Origin of the sequence: Vibrio algarum (assembly GCF_028204155.1) — a bacterium.
In the GTDB taxonomy this organism is placed as follows: domain Bacteria; phylum Pseudomonadota; class Gammaproteobacteria; order Enterobacterales; family Vibrionaceae; genus Vibrio; species Vibrio algarum.
Map to the genome: position 1 here is coordinate 1,146,846 of NZ_JAQLOI010000001.1, position 18,762 is coordinate 1,165,607.

Genomic DNA, 18,762 nt, shown 5'->3' on the forward strand with positions numbered 1-18,762 from the left:
CATTATTATTTGTAGGGTGTTTACAGTACGGCCACAAGGGTCAGAGGGACCACAAATTCGTTGCAAGGATAGTAACTGTAAACCGTACGCTTAACCGTGATAGTGATCGCGCTATTTGTAACCGATAACCGAGAAATCGAACTATGCCACAAACCTTAAATACGATGAGTTTTCCATTACACGGAGCAAGGCTAATTGAGGCCTCTGCCGGTACAGGGAAAACCTTTACCATCTCCGGTTTGTACCTACGATTGCTTTTAGGTCATGGTGAACCGGAAAGCCGTCATGCTGTGCCACTAACGGTTGACCAGATTCTAGTAGTGACCTTTACAGAAGCGGCTACAGCAGAGTTAAGAGAGCGTATTCGTAGCAAAATTCATGCTGCGAGAATTGCTTTTTTAAGGCAAGAAAGCAGCGATCCTGTGATCAAGTTATTACTAGAGCAGGTCTTCGATACTAACTGGGCGATCAGCGTATTGCTTAATGCAGAACGTCAGATGGACGAAGCGGCCATTTTTACTATTCATGGCTTTTGCCAACGAATGTTAACGCAAAATGCATTCGAGTCAGGTAGTCGCTTTAACAACGAATTTGTTACCGATGAAAGTAAGTTAAAAGCGCAGGTAGTCGCGGATTATTGGCGTCGTAATTTTTACTCGCTCACTTCAGAGCTTGCCAATGAGGTTCGGTCTATATGGCGTGAACCCGAGGTATTACTTAAAGAAATTTCAAGCCAATTAACTGGTGTCCCTGTCACGCTCACCATAGAACCGATGGAAGATACATTAGAAGCCTTACATCTAAAAAATCTTGCTTCGATAGATGCTTTCAAAGCGATATGGAAAGAAAGTGTTACTGAAATACCTAATCTAATAAATGATTCAGATGTAAGTAAGCGCTCATTTACCAAGAAGAACTTACCTGCCTGGATCAACGAAATATCGACATGGGCAAGTCAGCCAACTAACGGGTATCAAGCCCCAGACAAACTAGAAAAATTTACTCAGGAATTTTTAATAGAGAAAACTCCGGAAAATAAAATTGTTCCAGAACACTTAATCTTTTCGCAAGTCAGTCTATTTTGGGCTAATAAACCCAGTATTAGAGAGCCGCTTTTGGCTCATGCTATTTCCATATGTAGAGATAATTTACAGCAGATAAAACAAGATAAACACTGGCTCTCATTTGATGACCTATTAACCAACCTTTCTGCCGCTATTGATACTGATGAGCAAGGTGCATTGGTAGAGAGAATACGGCAGTTGTTCCCTATCGCAATGATTGATGAGTTTCAAGATACCGACCCATTGCAATACAGTATTTTTAGTCGTATCTACATGCAATATCCGGAAACGGGTTTGTTTATGATAGGCGATCCTAAGCAAGCTATTTATGGTTTTAGAGGGGCCGATATATTCACTTATATTCGAGCACGAAATGAAGTCATTGATCACTATACCCTCGATACCAATTGGCGCTCTAGCGCTGATATGGTTAATGCGACTAATGGTGTATTTAACCAAGCAGACTCTCCGTTTATGTATGATAACGATATACCGTTTTATCCTGTGCATTCGAGTCCAAGCGCTGGTAAACGTAGTTGGTGGCTTGAAGGGTCTAAACAAAAAGCACTGACTTATTGGTTGCATGACGCTGAACAGCCAATTGCAAAGAGTGATTATGTCAATAGTATGGCGGTGGGAACCGCAGAAAAGATCAGCCAGATATTGCATAGTAGTGATAATGAACAAGCTTATTTCATCGATTCACAAGGGCAAAAAAACCGATACAAGCAGGCGATATTGCCGTACTGGTCAGAACTGGCAGTGAGGGGCAGATAGTTCGTCAAGAGTTAGCTAAAAAAGGCGTTGCAAGTGTCTATTTATCTAACAGGGATAGCGTCTTTAATAGTTCGATGGCGAGTGCGATATTATGCTTGCTACAGGCCGCTCTTTATCCTGAAGTAGAGCGTATTCTTAGAGCTGCATTGGCGTCTGATGTGTTAATGAAAAGCAGTAAGGTGCTGGATAACCTAAATGAAAACGAGGTTGAACTAGAAGCTAAAATTAATGCGTTTAAGGCGTTTAGGGTTATTTGGCAACAACGGGGTGTCATGCCAATGCTTCGAGCTGTCATGTCTGCAGAAAACATTGGTGAAAATTTACTAGCTCAAGAGTTTGGTGAGCGTTTGATTACTGATTTTCTGCACTTAGCGGAGTTACTACAACAGGCAAGTTTAACATTAGATAGTGACCATGCATTGGTTCGCTGGTTTGCTGAAACTATTCAAGAAATCCAAAATGGTGGTACAGCCGCCGATGAGCAAATTCAAAGGCTAGAGTCTGAAAGAAACCTTGTGCAGATAGTGACTATCCATAAATCCAAAGGATTGGAATATGATTTGGTCTTTTTGCCTTTTTCTTCCGCTTATAGAGAATCAAAGAGTGGTCAGTATTATGATGAAAAATCCGAAACGACCATCCTAGATATTACGTTGCAGCCAACTTCTATTGAGCTATCTGATAAAGAACGTTTAGCTGAAGATTTAAGGCTGCTTTATGTTGCAATTACACGTGCAGTTTATGGTTGTTTCATAGGGTTAGCTCCACTGCGAAAAGGGCGGTCTAGAAAAGATCCAACGAGCGCTCATTTAAGTGCTGTTGGGTATCTTCTCCAAAATGGAGAAGAGTGTTCAACGGCGGAACTTGAAAGCAAAACGAACGACCAAATATCAAAGCATCAAGAAATCATGGCTGTGGCCCAAATACCAGAGGCGATTAGTTCAGGGCCTCGGACGGAGTTAATTGAACAAATTGATCTTTTTGATGATGGTAACCATTTAGATAATAGCGAGCTAAAAGATCATGATGATCTAAAAGCTCGTGTAATGAATGCCCATATTGACAAGAACTGGCGTATTACAAGTTATTCTGGTCTTGTAAAACAAGGACATGGTACCAAAGATACAAGTGCTCAATTTGAAATCGAAAGCCAATCTACGGGGTTAGATACTGATTCTGCAGAAGATAAAAATGAATTATTACTAGAAGAGCCAGAACCCACCATTTTTACTTTTCCGCGGGGAGCGAGACCAGGGACATTCTTGCATACAGTTTTTGAAGAAATTGATTTTGTTTTGCCTGCAACGAGTAAAGAAACGTCGGATATCGTGCAGAATTTGCTGCAAGTAGAACAGTATGAAGAAAAATGGCTCTCCGTTATTCTCGATATGATTGATACCGTGCTTTCAACTCCTTTAGATGGTGAAGCGTTGCGACTCTGTGACAAGGATGACTCAATGAAGTTAGTTGAAATGGAATTTTTATTGCCAATTCAACACCTTTCTTCAGTGCTGTTCAACGACTTAAGTCGGCACTATGATGTTTTAACTAGTCGAGCTCATTACTTAGGCTTTAGCGATGTAAGTGGAATGCTGAAAGGGTTTATAGATTTAGTATTTGTTCATAAAGGGAAATACTACATCTTAGATTGGAAGTCGAACCATTTGGGAGATGAGGCAGAAGCTTACAAAGGGGATGCTTTACAACAAGCGATGATTGACCATAGATATGATTTTCAATATCAAATTTATGCACTTGCACTACATCGGTTTTTGCGTAATCGCATTTCTGATTATCATTACGATAAACATTTTGGTGGTGTTTATTACTTATTCTTACGAGGGGTAGATGAAAAAGGCAATGGTATCTTCTACAACAGACCTGAGGCTGAATTTTTAAACAGCTTCGATAGCTTGATCGATGGTGAACACATTGAGGTTGAAAATGTTAAGTGATTTGATGGCCTTAAGCGCTAAAAACGGTGTACGGCAGTTGGATGCTCAATTTGCTCGCTTTATACATTCAATAGAAACACAACATGCAGATGAAGTCGCTTTTATTGCTGGTGTACTCAGTAGCGAGTTATCAAAAGGGCATATATGTATCAGAATCACGGAATTGGATTTTGTCGAAATGCTAGGCCTTTACGGACAATCTGCAGACGTACTATTGAAAAAAGTAGTTGGGGTAGATTGGGATGCAGTTTTAAGCAGTGCTTCTTGTGTAGGTGATGATCAAAACAATCAAACTCAGCCACTTATTTATGATGGCCAGAGGTTGTATTTGCAGAGGTATTGGTATTATGAAAAGTTTCTCGCGGATAAGTTGAATTCGCTAGCGGAGCCAATACAGTTCACTGATGAGGAGTGTGATGTTTTGGCTAATCGACTCTCCGAACTTTTCCCCGATACGGATTTATCTCTCGATGAGCCAAACTGGCAAAAAGTAGCTGTAGCTGTCGCATTATCTAGCCGGTTATCAGTCATTTCCGGTGGACCAGGAACAGGGAAGACGACTACGGTAGTTAAATTACTGTCAGCATTGATAGAACAAGGGCTCCAAAAAGGAGCTGTACCGAAGATAAAACTTGTTGCACCAACGGGCAAAGCGGCTGCACGGCTGACAGAATCCATAGGTAGCGCTGTGAAAACCTTGTCAGTTAACAGTGAAACAAAACTGTTGATACCTAATAATGCTAGCACCATCCACCGAATGTTAGGGGCCGTGCCAAACCGAGCTGAGTTTCGCCACAATAGAGATAATCAATTGCATCTCGATCTATTGGTTGTGGATGAAGCTTCGATGGTTGACCTTCCGTTAATGGCTAAATTGCTAGAAGCGCTACCAAAACATGCTCGATTAGTATTACTTGGTGATAAAGATCAATTGGCTTCTGTCGAGGCAGGAGCGGTCCTTGGCGATATTTGCTCTTTCTTGGACTACGGTTATAGTGACAAGCAAAGCAAGTTACTTTCTCGGCTAACCGGATTCAGTTCAAATTCACTATCTTTACATAAACAAAACTCAGAGACGGTTCGCTTATCTGATAGTTTATGTATGCTCAGAAAAAGTTATCGGTTTGATGAAAGTTCAGGTATCGGTGTTTTAGCTAAAGCAATCAATTCAAGTGATGTTGCCAGCGTTCGAAAGATATTATCCCACGGTTATCCAGATCTAATATTTGATTCATTAAGTACAGAGAGTTACCAAAATATGATTGGCTTTCTTGTTAGTGAATATACCGATTATCTAAATTGCGTCCACAATGCTTCGGGTATGGATGTTTCCTTGGTTGAGTCACATGCATTGAAGGCGCTATCTCTATTTTCAAACTGCAGATTGCTGTGTGCTATTCGAGAAGGTGATTTTGGATTGTCAGGCTTAAATCAACAGATTGAGAAAGCCTTAAGCCAATCGGGACTTATTCAAAAGGGGGATGATCTTTGGTACGTTGGACGTCCAGTGATGATTACCCGAAATGATCACTCTCTAGGGTTGTTTAACGGTGATATTGGTATCGCTATGCTGGTTTCAGAAAAAGATGATAATGGAGAGGCTCAGGTCTACATTAAGGTCTACTTTGAATTACCTGATGGCAGTGTAAAAGCCGTTCTTCCGAGTAGAATTCCAGAACATGATACTGCATATGCGATGACAATCCATAAGTCGCAAGGGAGCGAATTTCCAACCACTGTAATGATATTGCCTAGTGCATATTCACCGATATTAACGAAAGAGATTATTTACACAGGTGTCACACGGGCGAGGAATAAATTAGTGATAGTGGCCGATAATACAGTGTTACTAAAGGGCGTGAAGAAAAAAACAAAACGGTTAAGCGGACTTCAATACAGATTAAAGGTTTCTTAGACCTATAAACATTAATGGCCGAGCTTGTGCTCGGCCATTAATTGGAGGTAGTTAGAAATGTCGTCTCTAAAATCCTCTGAAACGGTTTCCGAAAAGGAAACGCTTCGAATGCTGTGTCGTCTCTGACAATGCATGATCATTTTCTTGACACTCTCGTTCGCTGGAAAAACGCAGTGTACATTTAGTCCATCAAGAAAATTATTCTCGGCCATGTCTATAAAACTCTGTACCGAATTACAAATGATAGTTCTCATAATTAATGCTCATCAGAATGATCCCTCAATTTTCAAATATTGTAATAGTCTAGAAAACTGAATCCTTGAGCCAACTGGACCCGCGAATATTAACAGCCAAATTTCCAAATGAAAACCATTATTGATAGAAATGTTCTGACTTTAAATGAGCCATTTAATTAAATCTTTGTTTTTACATGCATTCAATAAATATCTAATAATAATATTTTAGACTTTCTCTGAAAGTTATAAAGGTCTTGTTTACCCATTGGCAGTTCCGATACTTCTACTTCCTGAAAACCTTGTTCTCTAAACCAATGCAGGCTATGAGTAGTAAGAACAAAAATCTTTTCGATACCAATACGGCGTGAGTGCTGTTTCATTTGTTTGAGTAGATCAAGCCCTCGATTACCGTCTCTGTAATCTGGGTGTATTGCCACGCAAGCCATTTCAGCCATTTTCTCTTCTATATAAGGGTATAGAGCAGCACAACCGATAACCAATCCATCTTTTTCAATTAAAGTAAATTGATGTATTTCTTGTTCTAGTTGTTCTCTAGAACGACGTACAAGGATACCTTGTTCTTCTAGAGGTCTAATTAGTGAAAGAATACCACCAATATCATCGATGTTAGCTCTTCTAACCTGTTCTGCACTGGCCATTACCACCTGTGTACCGATACCATCAAGTGAAAAAAGCTCTTGAATGAGAGCTCCATCCACATGGTAACTAATTAAATGGCTTCTTCTCACTCCAGCTCGACATGCTGAAATTGAGCCTCTAAGGAAACGAAGGGTGCCTGAGCTGTCATCCGTTGTTAAATCATTGTCAGACTCCAATTTATGCAAAATACTTTCTGCATTGTTTGGGAATAGTTCTGGAATGACGTTGCCATTGCCGTCCAAGATACCTTGTTCTGAGCAAAAGCCGATGAGCTTATCTGCTTTTAGCCTTATAGCGACTTGAGTCGCGACCTCTTCAGAAAGTAAATTAAAACATTCTCCCGTTACTGAACTGGCGACCGGGCCAACTAAAACGATAGAACCTTGTTCGAGAACTTGATTTATTGCCTCGGTGTCTACTCGACGCACTTTACCACTATGGTTGTAATCGACGCCATCATCGACGCCTAGAGGCTGAGCTATAATGAAGTTGCCACTGACGACGTTTAACTGTGTACCAGCCATTGGGGTGTTATTTAAGCTCATAGAAAGTCTGGCTGTTATTGCAAGTTGCAACTGTCCGGAGGCTTGCATAACAAGGTTTAGTGTTGAGGAGTCTGTCACTCTCACCCCTTTGTGATAGGGCGAAGTGTTATTTTGCAGGTTTAAAATTCTATTTATCTGGGGTCTTGCTCCATGTACGAGAACTATTTTGACCCCTAGGCTATGAAGTAGCGCAATATCACTGATAATATTCGTGAAGTTTGGTGCATCAACCGCTTCTCCACCGAGCATTATTACCATTGTCTTCCCTCTGTGGGCATTCACATATGGGGTTGATTGTCTAAATCCTTTAACTAATGCCGTGTTGCGAATCTTCATGCTTGACTACTGTTGAATTATTATATGAATATAATGAATTAAAATTCATTATTGAGCAAATGTTTTTTCTACTATAAGTAAAATAGGAATTATCGGATCTCCCTTTCGTTGCTTTTATAGTTTAGTATTTAGTTCCGACAAGAATAAAAAAGTTAAATATGGCAATTTCAGACAACAATAGATTGGTTAAAAAACAGCTTAGAGTCAAGCGAGCTATCATTGTTGTCGTTTCTCTTTTATTGATTTTTATCATTGGCTTATCCAGTGTTTTAGTCGCTCGTTATCTCGATGATTCCCGTTTGGAAGGTCTTATTTATGGCGTGTGGGAAGAACAGAATGTCCCTTCATTTGCTCAAGATAGGTTCGAAGTACGCGAAGAAGCGGTTTATATTGAAGAACGCATTGTAGATACCCGTTATACCTTTGATGGTTCAACACTTACTTATGAATTTGAAGGTAAGATTTTTGAATATATAGTATTAGATGAACATGTGACTGAACTTCAGAGAGTTGCCCCAACGCATTACGAATCGGTTTTTCATGTACGTGGAAAAATCAAACAAATAGAAGAAGAATTTTCAGATCAATAAATCTTCTAAAAAATGGAAATAATAAGTGTTATCAAGCTACAGAATCTTAAAAAATAAGAGAGTTTTTATTCCTCTTACCTGCCTTTCTATTTTGGTTGGTTGTGGTCAATCAACGAGTTTAGCCCAGCAATATAACGGTGATACTTTTGATGCCAATTTGAATCAAATCTCAGAAGTTGAATCAAATAAACCGAGAGACTTTTCTAAATTCTCGATGCAAGCTGAACAAGTTATTTCAAATTCTCCTTCAATGGCGAAACGTTACCAAGAACTGTACGAGCAGTTGAACACATGGGTTGTACAAAGTGGTGAGCCAGCAGAGCTGTCCACTTATGGTATTCAAACAGCGCAGTTGGGGGAGGCGACCGAAAAGGCAACGTATTATTTACGGGGTATTTTTCACCGGTGATGGAGCTTCGTCATGAGGCGGATGACACTTATAAGTACCCTGTTTATGGTTTGCCAGATTGTAGTGATGACTGTCCCACAAGAACGGAAATATATAATGGTGCCTTAGAAGGCCTTGGTTTGGAGTTGGGATACGCTGCCAACATGATTGATCCATTCATAATGGAAGTTCAAGGCAGTGGATTTGTCCACTATGAAGATGATGGTAGCTTGGAATATTTTGGCTATGCGGGGAAGAATAATCGATCTTATGTCAGTATCGGGCGTATTTTAATTGAGTCTGGCGAAGTAGCGCGAGAAGATATGTCATTGAAAGCGATCAAGGAATGGGTGTTGCGTAACGATGAACTGACGGTTCAAAGGCTGCTCGAGCAAAATCCGTCCTATGTATTTTTCTCGCCGCGTGATGATTCTGCTGTGAGAGGGTCTGCTGGTATTCCTTTATTGCCTATGGCTTCTGTTGCTGGGGACCGAAATCTATTTCCAATGGGAACGCCTATTTTGGCTGAAGTTCCGTTATTGAATGCCGATGGTACTTGGAGTGGCGCGCATGCCCTTAGGTTGCTTATTGTGCTTGATACTGGTGGGGCTGTGAAAGAAAATCATCTCGATCTCTATCATGGAATGGGCCCAAGAGCAGGAACGGAAGCTGGTCACTACAAACATTTTGGTCGAGTCTGGAAATTAGGGTTAGAGCAGGGGGTAACTTCTTCTCCTTGGATGTCAGAAAGTGATTTAGAATCTAGTTTTCCAAAACAATAAATATATCTATCGTGTTATTCAGCGTACGCTGATCTAGACATTTATTAAAAGAGTGCGTATAAAACGCACTCTTTCTTTTTCAACCTCGTTCCGGAATCAAATTTATGCGCGATCTTAATACGCCTTCTTCTGACCAATATGACCAACGATTTGGTGGTACACGCCGTTTATACGGAAACCAAGAAGTAGAGATTTTAAGGGCTGCACATGTATGCGTTGTAGGGATCGGTGGTGTAGGCTCTTGGGCAGTAGAAGCATTAGCAAGAACTGGAGTAGGTGAGCTAACGTTGATTGATATGGACGACGTTTGCGTTACAAATATTAATCGACAGATTCATGCAGTTTCTGCAACAGTAGGACAAAGTAAAATAGAAGTGATGGAACAGCGAGTGCGGTCGATTAACCCCGATTGCAAAGTTAACCTTATCGATGATTTTATCACTGTCGACAATGTAGCCCAGCATATATCGAAAGAATACGATTATGTTCTTGATGCAATAGATAGTGTAAAACCTAAAACCGCACTACTTGCATACTGTAAAAGTAATAAAATTAAAGTTATTACAACCGGGGGTGCTGGCGGTCAGACAGATCCCACTCAAATTCAGGTCGCCGACTTAGCAAGAACAATTCAAGATCCTCTGGCTAAGAAAATTAAAGATAATCTACGTCGATTTTATAATTACAGTAAAAATCCTCAGCGAAAGTTTGGAATTGACTGCGTATTTTCTACTGAGCAATTAAAGTACCCTCAAGCCGATGGGAGCGTATGTTCAACTAAGGCGACAGCACTAGGATCAAAACGAATGGATTGTGCTACTGGTTTTGGGGCGGCAACGGTTGTCACTGCGACATTTGGTTTTGTTGCGGTTGCTAAAATAGTTGAGAAGCTCGTTGCGAAGCATATAAACTAACACTGAGTAAACGTGAAGAGAATTGTATGAGCTTTGTTACAACACCATTTACAAAAGAAATAACAACGTTTGATGTTATTGCCACCATGCAGAACTTTAAAGGTTGGGAAGAAAAGTACCGCCAAGTTATTCAGTGGGGCAAGTTATTACCCAAGATGCCAGAAGAATTTAAAACTGCACAGGTGACGGTTGCTGGCTGTGAAAGTGAGGTTTGGCTGGTTAGCGAACAGCGAAATGGGCAATGGTTTTTCTGTGTCGATTCTGACGCACGCATTGTACGTGGTTTGATAGCTTTGGTTATGTCTGCTTTCGATGGTTGTTCAAGTGAAGAAATACTCGCTTTTGATATTGAAGGCTACTTTGATCAACTAGGCTTGATTCAGCATTTGAGCCCTTCTAGGGGGAATGGTCTTAAAGCGATAGTTGATCAGATAAAAGAACAGGTCCAATAAAAATGACAATAACGTAAGCCTATGCTTCATCGTTTGATGTTATCAGCGAGAGCATAGGAAGTGACATCATTCACCTTGTCACCTTTAAAGCATATCGATAGCCTTTTTAATGGCTAAAATCAATTTTTCTACCTCTTCAACCGTATTATAAATCCCAAATGAAATACGAACCGTTCCTTTAAGTCCAAGTGCATCCATTAAAGGGTGAGCACAGTGATGCCCTGCACGAACGGCAATTCCTTGTTGGTCGAGTAAGGTAGCGATGTCTTGATGATGGACACCTTCCATAATGAAACTAATAAGCGAGCTTTGGGGTTGAAAGCCAATTACACGAATATCCTCAAGTTCACATAAGACTTTGTAGGTCATTTCTTGCAATCGGTGGATGTGTTGTTCGATTTCAATACGCGAGAAGCTGTCTAACCATTTTATCGCGGCTGCTAATGCTATAGCACCAGCAATATTCGGCGTTCCAGCCTCAAATTTCCCCGGTAACTCAGAATATGTAGTACCAGAAAATGAGACTTTTTCGACCATCTTTCCACCGCCGTGCCAAGGAGGCATCGCGTTGAGTAAATCTAGCTTTCCGTATAGAACCCCAATACCAGTTGGAGCGTAAAGTTTATGACCAGAGAACAGATAAAAATCAGCGTCCAATTCAGATACGTTGACTTGTTCGTGGACGATACCTTGTGCGCCGTCAATGACCGCAATCGCTCCCACATTGTGGGTAAGAGAAATAATCTCTTCGATGGGATTACGGGTGGCGGTAACATTGCTAATATGAGCCACCGCGACTATTTTTGCTTTTTGTGAAAGTAGCCGATTGAAGGCCTCCATATCGAATGTGCAATCTTTATGGATAGGTACCTTAACAACCGTTGCTCCTGTTTGTTGAGCGACAATCTGCCAAGGAACAATATTGGCATGGTGCTCCATTTCGCTGACTAAAATCTCATCCCCTGGTTGGAGATTTGTTCTGGCGTAGGTTTGGGCAATAAGGTTTATCGCCTCTGTTGCACCGCGTGTCCAGATGACCTCTTTCTCTGATTTTGCCTGTATATAAGCCTGAACCGTTTTTCTTGCCGCTTCAAATTTTGATGTGGCATTTGCCGTTAAACTATGGCTTCCCCTATGCACATTGGCATTTTGTGTTTGGTAATAGTGCTTAATTGCGTCGATAACGGCTGTTGGCTTTTGTGTTGTTGCGGCACTATCTAAATAAATCAAAGAATCTTGGTTTGCTAACGAAGGGAACTGCTTGCGCACCTGATAGGCATCAAACATCATTTTTACCTAAAATATTGTAGTGAAGGTTTGGTAACGGAACCATCGGCTCTGCAATAGACCAAGCGTGACGTTTTCCAGAAAGTTGAATGATTATTTCTATCGCAAATTCAAAAGCCGAACCTGGACCTTGGCTAGTAATAAGCTTGTTTGTAATATCAATAGTGACCCTTTTGTCCCGCCACTTGTCTTTTGGTATATCTGCCTGAAACGAAGGATGGCAAGTCATCAGGGCTTCGGGGTATATCTGATGGCTCTGAAGTACTAAAGCAGGAGCCGCACAGATTGCGGCTACCCATCGACCATCGTATTTTTGTTGTTTTACCATTTCTACAAGTACGGTACTGTCTTTAAATACTTCACTCCCCGGAACGCCTCCAGGAAGGGCGATTAGATCAAATTCTTCGTCGGCAATATCAACGAGTTTACAATCTGCGGTTAAGGTTACGCCACGAGAGGCTTTCATTGACAGCGAACCATCAAAGTCGGCACTTGCTACCGTAACTTCGTATCCAGCTCGCACCATAATATCGATGATAGTGACGGCTTCTATCTCTTCCGTACCAGGGGCGATCGGGACTAATATTTTATGAGTCATATTAACTCCATGACTGTTCGATGTTCTTTATTTGGCTGTATAGCTCTTGATTGGTGGGAACGCTTATCCCATGTCGCTGGGCAACTTTACATAAATACCCATTTATATAGTCTATCTCAGTGATTTTTTTATGTGAGATATCTTGCTGCATTGAAGAGTGGTTTTTGGCTGTCGCGCTAATGACCTGATGTACCGAAGTTAATAGCACATCTGAATTGATCTCAAATTTCTCTGCATGGCGAACGGCGCATATTTCGCTAACTAGTTGAACTACAAGGGTTGAAAACTTTTCTTGTAATAGATCACCATTAAGGCATTGGTGGATTGCAGTTAATGGATTAATTACACAGTTAATAGAAAGTTTATCCCATAATGCTTTATTGATTGAATCACTCCAAGTCACGCTGGGTAATGCGTTTTCAAATACATCGGATAGGAAATGACATCGCTGGCCTAAGTTATTATAACCGCCCAGTGTTGTGCTTCCAAAACCGGTATGACAAATACTATTTTGGCTTGGTTTATACGCCCCGTGCGTGGTTGTTGCTAGCACGATAGGGTGTTCATAGAGGGATACTGGTAGGTCATCCATTGTGCCCATACCATTGTGCATAAAGACAATGATAGTTTCTGGTGCTAAGTGTTCTAAAAGAGCTGAGATAGCGCCTTTGACCTGCCAAGCTTTAACTGTCACAAGTATCACATCTGCACTTTTGAGCTGTAAAACACTGTTTGTTATAAATCGTTTGGGATTTTGATTATCCAATATCAGCAAAGTCTCAGACTTTTCTGGTTTATTAGACCATATGGATACATTATGACCTGCGTTAGCAAGGTGACATGCCCAAAGTGAACCTATCGATCCTGCGCCTAGTATCGTGATATTCAAAGCGTTTTCATCCCAAAGTAGTGTTATCTAAGAATAGCGATAGGATGAAATTATTCCAAATAAAAAAGGCGCAAAATGCGCCTTTTATGCAATTGTTTCTACTAGTTAGTTTAGAACTTGTATGTTACGGCAACGTAATGACCAATACCTGAAGTTTCACCAGCAAAACCACCATCTTCTAGGCCGTAAACTGTGTCATATACTTTTAGACCGTAACCCACTGCGTAGCGGTCTGTGTGCCAATAAATACCGTTGTACCAACCTAGGCCAGTTTTTTCTGCAGCGTATCCTTTACCTGTTTCCATGCCAAACTGAAGGTCAATATAACCTTGGTAAGAAATAAAAGAGCCATTCTCGAAGAAATAAACAGGCTTAAACCAGTTAGTTGATATTTGGTAGCCATTCCAATCTTTATAATTAGAGTCGTAGTTAGCGTAAAGGTTTAGACCAATTTTGCCTAACCAAGGAACCATCACATCAGAACCTAGACCAATTTTTTGTTGGTTAACGCCAAATGTTTCGTCTGTTGTAGCAACGCCATCCCAGTTAATTTCTGCAGCAACATATAGTTCTTGAACTGGACCAAATGATAAATCAGTACCTGTTAATCCATCGATAGACATACGTGGAGCAAGCTTCATAAACATTTTAGCTTCACTATCGGCTTTATCACTGCTTGAGCTGCTAGTTAAGTTGAATACATCTACGTAACCGTATAGATCGAATATGCCTGAACGTCCGCCAAATTCAATTTCAAGATAATCATGATCTGAGTTGCCTGGCTTCTCGTTGAATGCACCCATAAGGTTAAACTGCATCCATTTGTAGTCATTCTCATGAATATCGCCGTTTGAATAATCAGCAGCCATAACAGGTGCTGAAGTCGCGGCCAATAGACCAAGAGTAATAAGTGATTTACGCATAAGGGTGACTCTCTTTATTGTTTAGATAGTAGTAGCCAATTCCGTCGACTGCTCATTTCCATAGTGGCGTGATGATAGCGATAAAATTAGTAATTAAAAGTGAGTTAGGCTTTTAATTACTAATTTTATTGTGATCTAGATCTACTTAATGACCTAAAGAGCGGAACTTTTTACGCTCCGCGTTTTGTTGCATTCGTTTTGCATGGATAAAGAGATCCAAATCACTAATTTATGTGTGTGTGTGTTTATTCGATTGCTCTCACTCAATCAACATAAATAGTTAGTAAATGCTGCTATGCCTTATATATAAAGGCCTTATGTCGTAAATTACATCAATTGATATTATTGATGTTGTATTCTTGTTTTGATATGCATTATCGCAACTAAAGCAATTATTAATTCTATTAATTTGAAGTTTGTCATTTTTGTTGTAGTTAGTGTGGTGTAAATAGCTAATTAAATGGGTGTTTTTTTAAAGCGTGAGCCTCAGTCACATTCAATCTCAACAGATCCAAGTGTTAGGCTTGAGTAAATTGGAGTAAATAAAAAAGGCTGCAGATAAATCGGCAGCCCTTCACATTTTAAATTCTAATTTTTAATCTTCTCTATTACTGGCTTTAGTGAGTAAATCATTAAAATAGTGCCGCAATGAATAAAGCATTACTAAGCTTGGGATAACCATTAGAGCAGTAATAATAAAGAATAACGACCAATCGTTAAGATAATCGGCAAGCTCACCGCTGAACGAGGCTAGTGTCGTTCGTCCAAAGTTACCTAATGAAGCTAGCAGTGCATATTGGGTCGCTGAAAATGCCTGTCCTGTCAATACCGTTAAGAAGGAAACAAAAGCAACAGTAGAGAAGGCTGTTGTAAAGTTATCGACAATAATTGTGGCTAAGAATAAGTGCTCACTTGGCCCAACGCTCGCTATCCAGGCGAACATCAAGTTACTTGAAGCCATAGCGATACCACCAATCATAAGACCTCGCACAATGCCAAATTTTACATTGAACATGCTACCGACGAGTGTAAAGAATATGGTGACCCACCAACCTATTAACTTGGAATAATGACCTATTTGCTCATTGCTAAAGCCAACTTCTTTATAGAATGTTATCGACATTCTTCCTAGGAATGCTTCACCAATCTTAAACAGAAAAACAAACAGCAGTAGTGTAAGTGCAACTTGAACGCCATTTCGTTTGAAAAAGTCTAGGAACGGTTCAATCACTGTCACACTAATCCACGCGGCTACACGGGATTTAACGACTTTGTTATGTCGTTCCTGAGCGATATTTTGAAGCTCTTCACGTTTAGTTTTTGGTTCCCCTACGAGTAATGTAAATACCATCAAGATGACAATTACAGCAGCCATGCCGTAATAAACGCCATTCCAACCAATGCTATCTGCATTAATAAAGGCTAGGTATCCCGGCAATGAATATCCGGTCCACCAACCGATAACAGCCATCGCTGATGCTTGCGGTAACTTATTTTCTTCAGATTTTGGGAATGTATCTATACGGAATGCGTCGATTGCAATATCTTGGGTTGCGGAAGCCGTCGCGATTCCAAGTGCTATCATCGAAGTTAGCATTAGGTCATTAGCTGGATTTACGCCGGCAATAAAGAGTGTGCAGATTAAAATGATACATTGGCATAGAAAAATCCAACTTCTTCTTTGTCCTAAAGCTGAATGCAATAATGGGAGCTTAACTCTGTCGACAAGTGGTGCCCATAAGAAGTTAATTGCGTAGACGGCAAATACGGAACCAAAATATCCGATAGCCGCACGAGTCAAACCAGCATCTTTTAGCCAACCGGACATGTTGGAACCGATCAGTACCCAAGGGAATCCACTTGAGCATCCTAGCATCATTACCCATAGCAATCTTTTATCTAGGTAACTTTTAAGTGTTTCAGTCCAAGTCATCTGATTTGACATCCAACATTCCTTGTAAATTTGTAGAGACTCTAGAGGGCCGAATATTGTCAGCCCTATAAATTAGAAGAGATTATTTTTGAACCGTTACGTTGTTGATAACAATTGCTGTAACAGGCACATCATGGTAATTACCAATTGATGCGGTTTGCTGCATTGCCATTTCTTCAACAACCTTAAAACCTTTAGTTACCTTCCCAAATACTGCGTAGCCTGGGCCCTTTGCTGAAGGGTTTAAAAAGTCATTATCATTGTAGTTGATGAAAAACTGGCGAGTTGCAGAGTCTGGGTTTGATGTTCGAGCCATTGCAATAGTCGCTGTATTATTCTTTAAACCGTTACTTGATTCATTTTTAATAGGTGCGTAGGTCTTAATTTGATTCATGTCTGTATCAAAACCACCACCTTGAGCCATAAACCCACGGATGACGCGGTGGAATACCGTTCCTTCATAACTACCATCTTCGACGTACCGTAAAAAGTTGGCAGTAGTGATAGGAGCATTGTCTGAGTCGAGTTCAATAGTAAAGTTACCCATTGATGTTTCTACTTCAACATTTGGCGCTGCCATGACAGCAGCACTGAAAAGACAGATTAAAGAGATAAGCAGATTACGCATTAAAAGCGCTCCTTCATATAGTTATTAAGTTCAGCATCATTTGCTATTTCGCTCAGTACTAAGCTTGTAACATCATTTACGATTTGTTCAATTTGAGCATCGGATGCGCTAAAGGTGCCAGTCTTAGAAGCTGAGCCATTAAATGTTTTTACTAGTTTTCCGCTTGGTGTTTCAGCAGTGATTTGTAGTGTAATTTTTGCATCCATTTCATTGGACATGACACTGTGCTGCACATTCACTAACAGTTGCTGAATTTCTAAAGAAACACTATTTTCACTATTAACTGATGTTTTGAATCCTTTAGACTGCAATTGTTCTTGAAGTGCAGATTCTAAGGTAATTCTAATATTCTGTTTCGCGTGAATAGGTTGGATGTTATTGCGACCGCTATCGACCAAAGCAACGTATTGCGCAGAACGTACGTCCTTACTGTCTAGTGAATACATTAGGTTATCAACGACTTTGTTTTGGCTGGTCGTTGTCTGTGGAATAAAGTTAACTTGAGGCTCTTCTGGAGAAGATGAACAAGCCGCCAATATTAATATGGATGCTGCGATTAACAGTTTTTTCATAAATGATGTCCTTGTAATGTTTATGCAGTAAAAGTTGCAATAAACGTCGAATCTACAATCATAAGTAATTACTTAGTCGCTTGTAAAATAACAAATTTACTATTGCTTGCTATTTTGTCGACTTTTGAACGAGTAAACAATCTTGAAAGTTTATCATCGTAGCCTAGGTGGCGGTTACCAATAACGATAAGTTTTCCATTATTGCGTAGAACTTGCTTCGCATCACAGAACATTTGCCAAGCAATGTGATCCGTTATCGCATTGTTTTGATGAAAAGGAGGATTACAGACAACTAAATCGACACTTTCTTGTGAAAACCCATCTAAACAGTTATTTGCAATAAAGTTAAAGCGGTTTGATTCCGCTATTGCGCTCTTTATATTTAGTTTCGAAGAGGCTAGAGCCATAAAGCTTTCATCTACGCATGTGATTTCAGCTTGTGGATTTAGTTGAGCCAGTTTTACCGATAACACACCATTGCCACAGCCAAGATCAATGATATTTTTAACAGATGGATTGCTGGGTAGGTGTTTAAGCATAAATCGAGCTCCAAGATCTAAGCTTTCACCAGAGTAAGTATTTGGATAATTTTTAAGTGAAAAATCTTCATCATCAACGGCCCATTCAGTGATGGGATCAACTGAGTTGATTTGTTGGCTGTTTGCTTGGCAAAATACTAAGCGATGTTTTTTCCAAGCAAGTGACGTTTTAGTTTCGCCTAGGTGCTTTTCAAATATGGTCAGTGTGGAAGTGTGAATCTCTTTGGCTTTATTGACCGCGATGACAGGGCATTCTTTAGTCAGTCGGGCTCTAAGTTGACTTAGCTGCCAAGTGAGTAATCGATTATTTTTAGGTATCTGTATAAGTACGAGATCGACGTCCTCGGGAATATTGTCTAATGCATTTAGAAACTGGATTGATTTCGTTTGGTTCAGATCAATATTGTTTAATGTCGCTTGATGAGAAATAAATGAGTCACTCATCATGGTGACATGGTTTTTTTCAGAGAACCAACATGAGAGAGCCCCGAAGTTGTCATTTAATATGAGAATGTTGAGGTTGTCTGGAAGGTTTAACTCTTCCACGTATCTTATTATGTATTCATCCCCAGCATCCCAAGCTTGTAATGCTTCTTTTGATCGTTTCGGGAAACGGAAAAGAGTTAGCTCTCTTTGCAATAATGATAATTGGGTATTCGCTTCGCTCATAGTTATGCAGGCTGTTTGACTCAATGAAATGAATCAAGATTATCGCAGATGGTTGAGTAAGTTGCTATTGTTAGAGTTCACCATGAGGTTCAATAGTCCTTTTGTGATGT

At 40.2% G+C, this 18,762-nt stretch carries 13 protein-coding genes and 2 pseudogenes; 6 read left to right on the top strand and 9 right to left on the bottom strand.

Going from position 1 to position 18,762, the window contains the following annotated elements; genetic code table 11:
• Positions 1–143 precede the first annotated feature (143 nt).
• Positions 144–3,796 (top strand): annotated as a pseudogene (gene recB, locus PGX00_RS05550) (exodeoxyribonuclease V subunit beta).
• Positions 3,786–5,711 (top strand): exodeoxyribonuclease V subunit alpha, encoded by a 1,926-nt coding sequence (gene recD / locus PGX00_RS05555; RefSeq protein WP_322107860.1) that lies wholly within the window; start codon positions 3,786–3,788, stop codon positions 5,709–5,711. Before recB ends, recD begins: the two are co-directional and overlap by 11 nt.
• A gap of 436 nt (positions 5,712–6,147) precedes the next feature.
• Here the strand turns inward: recD and argA are convergent, their stop codons facing one another.
• Positions 6,148–7,488: an amino-acid N-acetyltransferase gene (gene argA, locus PGX00_RS05560; protein ID WP_272133568.1), complete on the bottom strand. Its 1,341-nt coding sequence runs from the start codon at positions 7,486–7,488 to the stop codon at positions 6,148–6,150.
• A 158-nt stretch (positions 7,489–7,646) separates the two neighbouring features.
• On the opposite strand from argA, the gene PGX00_RS05565 reads away from it, so the two are divergent.
• The 4 genes and pseudogenes from PGX00_RS05565 (at position 7,647) to PGX00_RS05580 (ending at position 10,614) form a co-directional block, all read left to right on the top strand.
• Positions 7,647–8,078 carry a DUF2850 domain-containing protein gene (locus tag PGX00_RS05565; RefSeq protein ID WP_272133570.1) on the top strand — a complete coding sequence of 144 codons (432 nt, stop codon included), beginning with the start codon at positions 7,647–7,649 and terminating at the stop codon, positions 8,076–8,078.
• 43 nt (positions 8,079–8,121) lie between these two features.
• Positions 8,122–9,248: pseudogene (gene mltA / locus PGX00_RS05570) on the top strand (murein transglycosylase A).
• 104 nt (positions 9,249–9,352) lie between these two features.
• Positions 9,353–10,162 (top strand): tRNA cyclic N6-threonylcarbamoyladenosine(37) synthase TcdA, encoded by an 810-nt coding sequence (gene tcdA, locus PGX00_RS05575; RefSeq protein WP_272133571.1) that lies wholly within the window; start codon positions 9,353–9,355, stop codon positions 10,160–10,162.
• A gap of 26 nt (positions 10,163–10,188) precedes the next feature.
• A complete protein-coding gene (locus PGX00_RS05580) occupies positions 10,189–10,614 on the top strand; it encodes a SufE family protein (RefSeq protein ID WP_272133573.1) in 426 nt (141 codons plus the stop codon).
• 84 nt (positions 10,615–10,698) lie between these two features.
• Here the strand turns inward: PGX00_RS05580 and csdA are convergent, their stop codons facing one another.
• The 8 genes from csdA to PGX00_RS05620 all read right to left on the bottom strand — a co-directional run bounded on the left by csdA (position 10,699) and on the right by PGX00_RS05620 (position 18,652).
• Complete coding sequence (gene csdA / locus PGX00_RS05585; protein ID WP_272133575.1) at positions 10,699–11,901, bottom strand: cysteine desulfurase CsdA; 1,203 nt, start codon at positions 11,899–11,901, stop codon at positions 10,699–10,701.
• Positions 11,894–12,499, bottom strand: a complete 606-nt coding sequence (locus PGX00_RS05590) for a DJ-1 family glyoxalase III (RefSeq protein WP_272133577.1) — start codon at positions 12,497–12,499, stop codon at positions 11,894–11,896. The genes csdA and PGX00_RS05590 overlap by 8 nt, the downstream gene beginning before the upstream one ends.
• 1 nt (position 12,500) lies before the next feature.
• Positions 12,501–13,388, bottom strand: coding sequence for a 2-dehydropantoate 2-reductase (panE, locus tag PGX00_RS05595; RefSeq protein WP_272133578.1), 888 nt, complete (start codon positions 13,386–13,388; stop codon positions 12,501–12,503).
• 110 nt (positions 13,389–13,498) lie between these two features.
• Positions 13,499–14,311 (bottom strand): nucleoside-specific channel-forming Tsx family protein, encoded by an 813-nt coding sequence (locus PGX00_RS05600; protein ID WP_272133579.1) that lies wholly within the window; start codon positions 14,309–14,311, stop codon positions 13,499–13,501.
• Between the two features lie 595 nt (positions 14,312–14,906).
• On the bottom strand, positions 14,907–16,256 hold the full coding sequence (locus PGX00_RS05605; RefSeq protein WP_272133581.1) for an AmpG family muropeptide MFS transporter: 1,350 nt from the start codon (positions 16,254–16,256) through the stop codon (positions 14,907–14,909).
• A gap of 70 nt (positions 16,257–16,326) precedes the next feature.
• The gene (locus PGX00_RS05610; RefSeq protein ID WP_272133582.1) at positions 16,327–16,872 is read right to left on the bottom strand and encodes a peptidylprolyl isomerase; all 546 of its coding nucleotides are present in this window, start codon (positions 16,870–16,872) and stop codon (positions 16,327–16,329) included.
• On the bottom strand, positions 16,872–17,444 hold the full coding sequence (locus tag PGX00_RS05615) for a YajG family lipoprotein (RefSeq protein ID WP_272133584.1): 573 nt from the start codon (positions 17,442–17,444) through the stop codon (positions 16,872–16,874). The genes PGX00_RS05610 and PGX00_RS05615 overlap by 1 nt, the downstream gene beginning before the upstream one ends.
• Positions 17,445–17,512: 68 nt before the next feature.
• The gene (locus PGX00_RS05620) at positions 17,513–18,652 is read right to left on the bottom strand and encodes a methyltransferase (protein ID WP_272133586.1); all 1,140 of its coding nucleotides are present in this window, start codon (positions 18,650–18,652) and stop codon (positions 17,513–17,515) included.
• Positions 18,653–18,762 lie beyond the last annotated feature (110 nt).

Excerpts from the sequence above, each read along its gene's own strand:
- recD (WP_322107860.1), top strand. The coding sequence starts at position 3,786 with ATGTTAAGTGATTTGATGGCCTTAAGCGCTAAAAACGGTGTACGGCAG.
- argA (WP_272133568.1), bottom strand. The coding sequence starts at position 7,488 with ATGAAGATTCGCAACACGGCATTAGTTAAAGGATTTAGACAATCAACC.
- PGX00_RS05565 (WP_272133570.1), top strand. The coding sequence starts at position 7,647 with ATGGCAATTTCAGACAACAATAGATTGGTTAAAAAACAGCTTAGAGTC.
- tcdA (WP_272133571.1), top strand. The coding sequence starts at position 9,353 with ATGCGCGATCTTAATACGCCTTCTTCTGACCAATATGACCAACGATTT.
- PGX00_RS05580 (WP_272133573.1), top strand. The coding sequence starts at position 10,189 with ATGAGCTTTGTTACAACACCATTTACAAAAGAAATAACAACGTTTGAT.
- csdA (WP_272133575.1), bottom strand. The coding sequence starts at position 11,901 with ATGTTTGATGCCTATCAGGTGCGCAAGCAGTTCCCTTCGTTAGCAAAC.
- PGX00_RS05590 (WP_272133577.1), bottom strand. The coding sequence starts at position 12,499 with ATGACTCATAAAATATTAGTCCCGATCGCCCCTGGTACGGAAGAGATA.
- PGX00_RS05600 (WP_272133579.1), bottom strand. The coding sequence starts at position 14,311 with ATGCGTAAATCACTTATTACTCTTGGTCTATTGGCCGCGACTTCAGCA.
- PGX00_RS05605 (WP_272133581.1), bottom strand. The coding sequence starts at position 16,256 with ATGTCAAATCAGATGACTTGGACTGAAACACTTAAAAGTTACCTAGAT.
- PGX00_RS05610 (WP_272133582.1), bottom strand. The coding sequence starts at position 16,872 with ATGCGTAATCTGCTTATCTCTTTAATCTGTCTTTTCAGTGCTGCTGTC.
- PGX00_RS05615 (WP_272133584.1), bottom strand. The coding sequence starts at position 17,444 with ATGAAAAAACTGTTAATCGCAGCATCCATATTAATATTGGCGGCTTGT.
- PGX00_RS05620 (WP_272133586.1), bottom strand. The coding sequence starts at position 18,652 with ATGAGCGAAGCGAATACCCAATTATCATTATTGCAAAGAGAGCTAACT.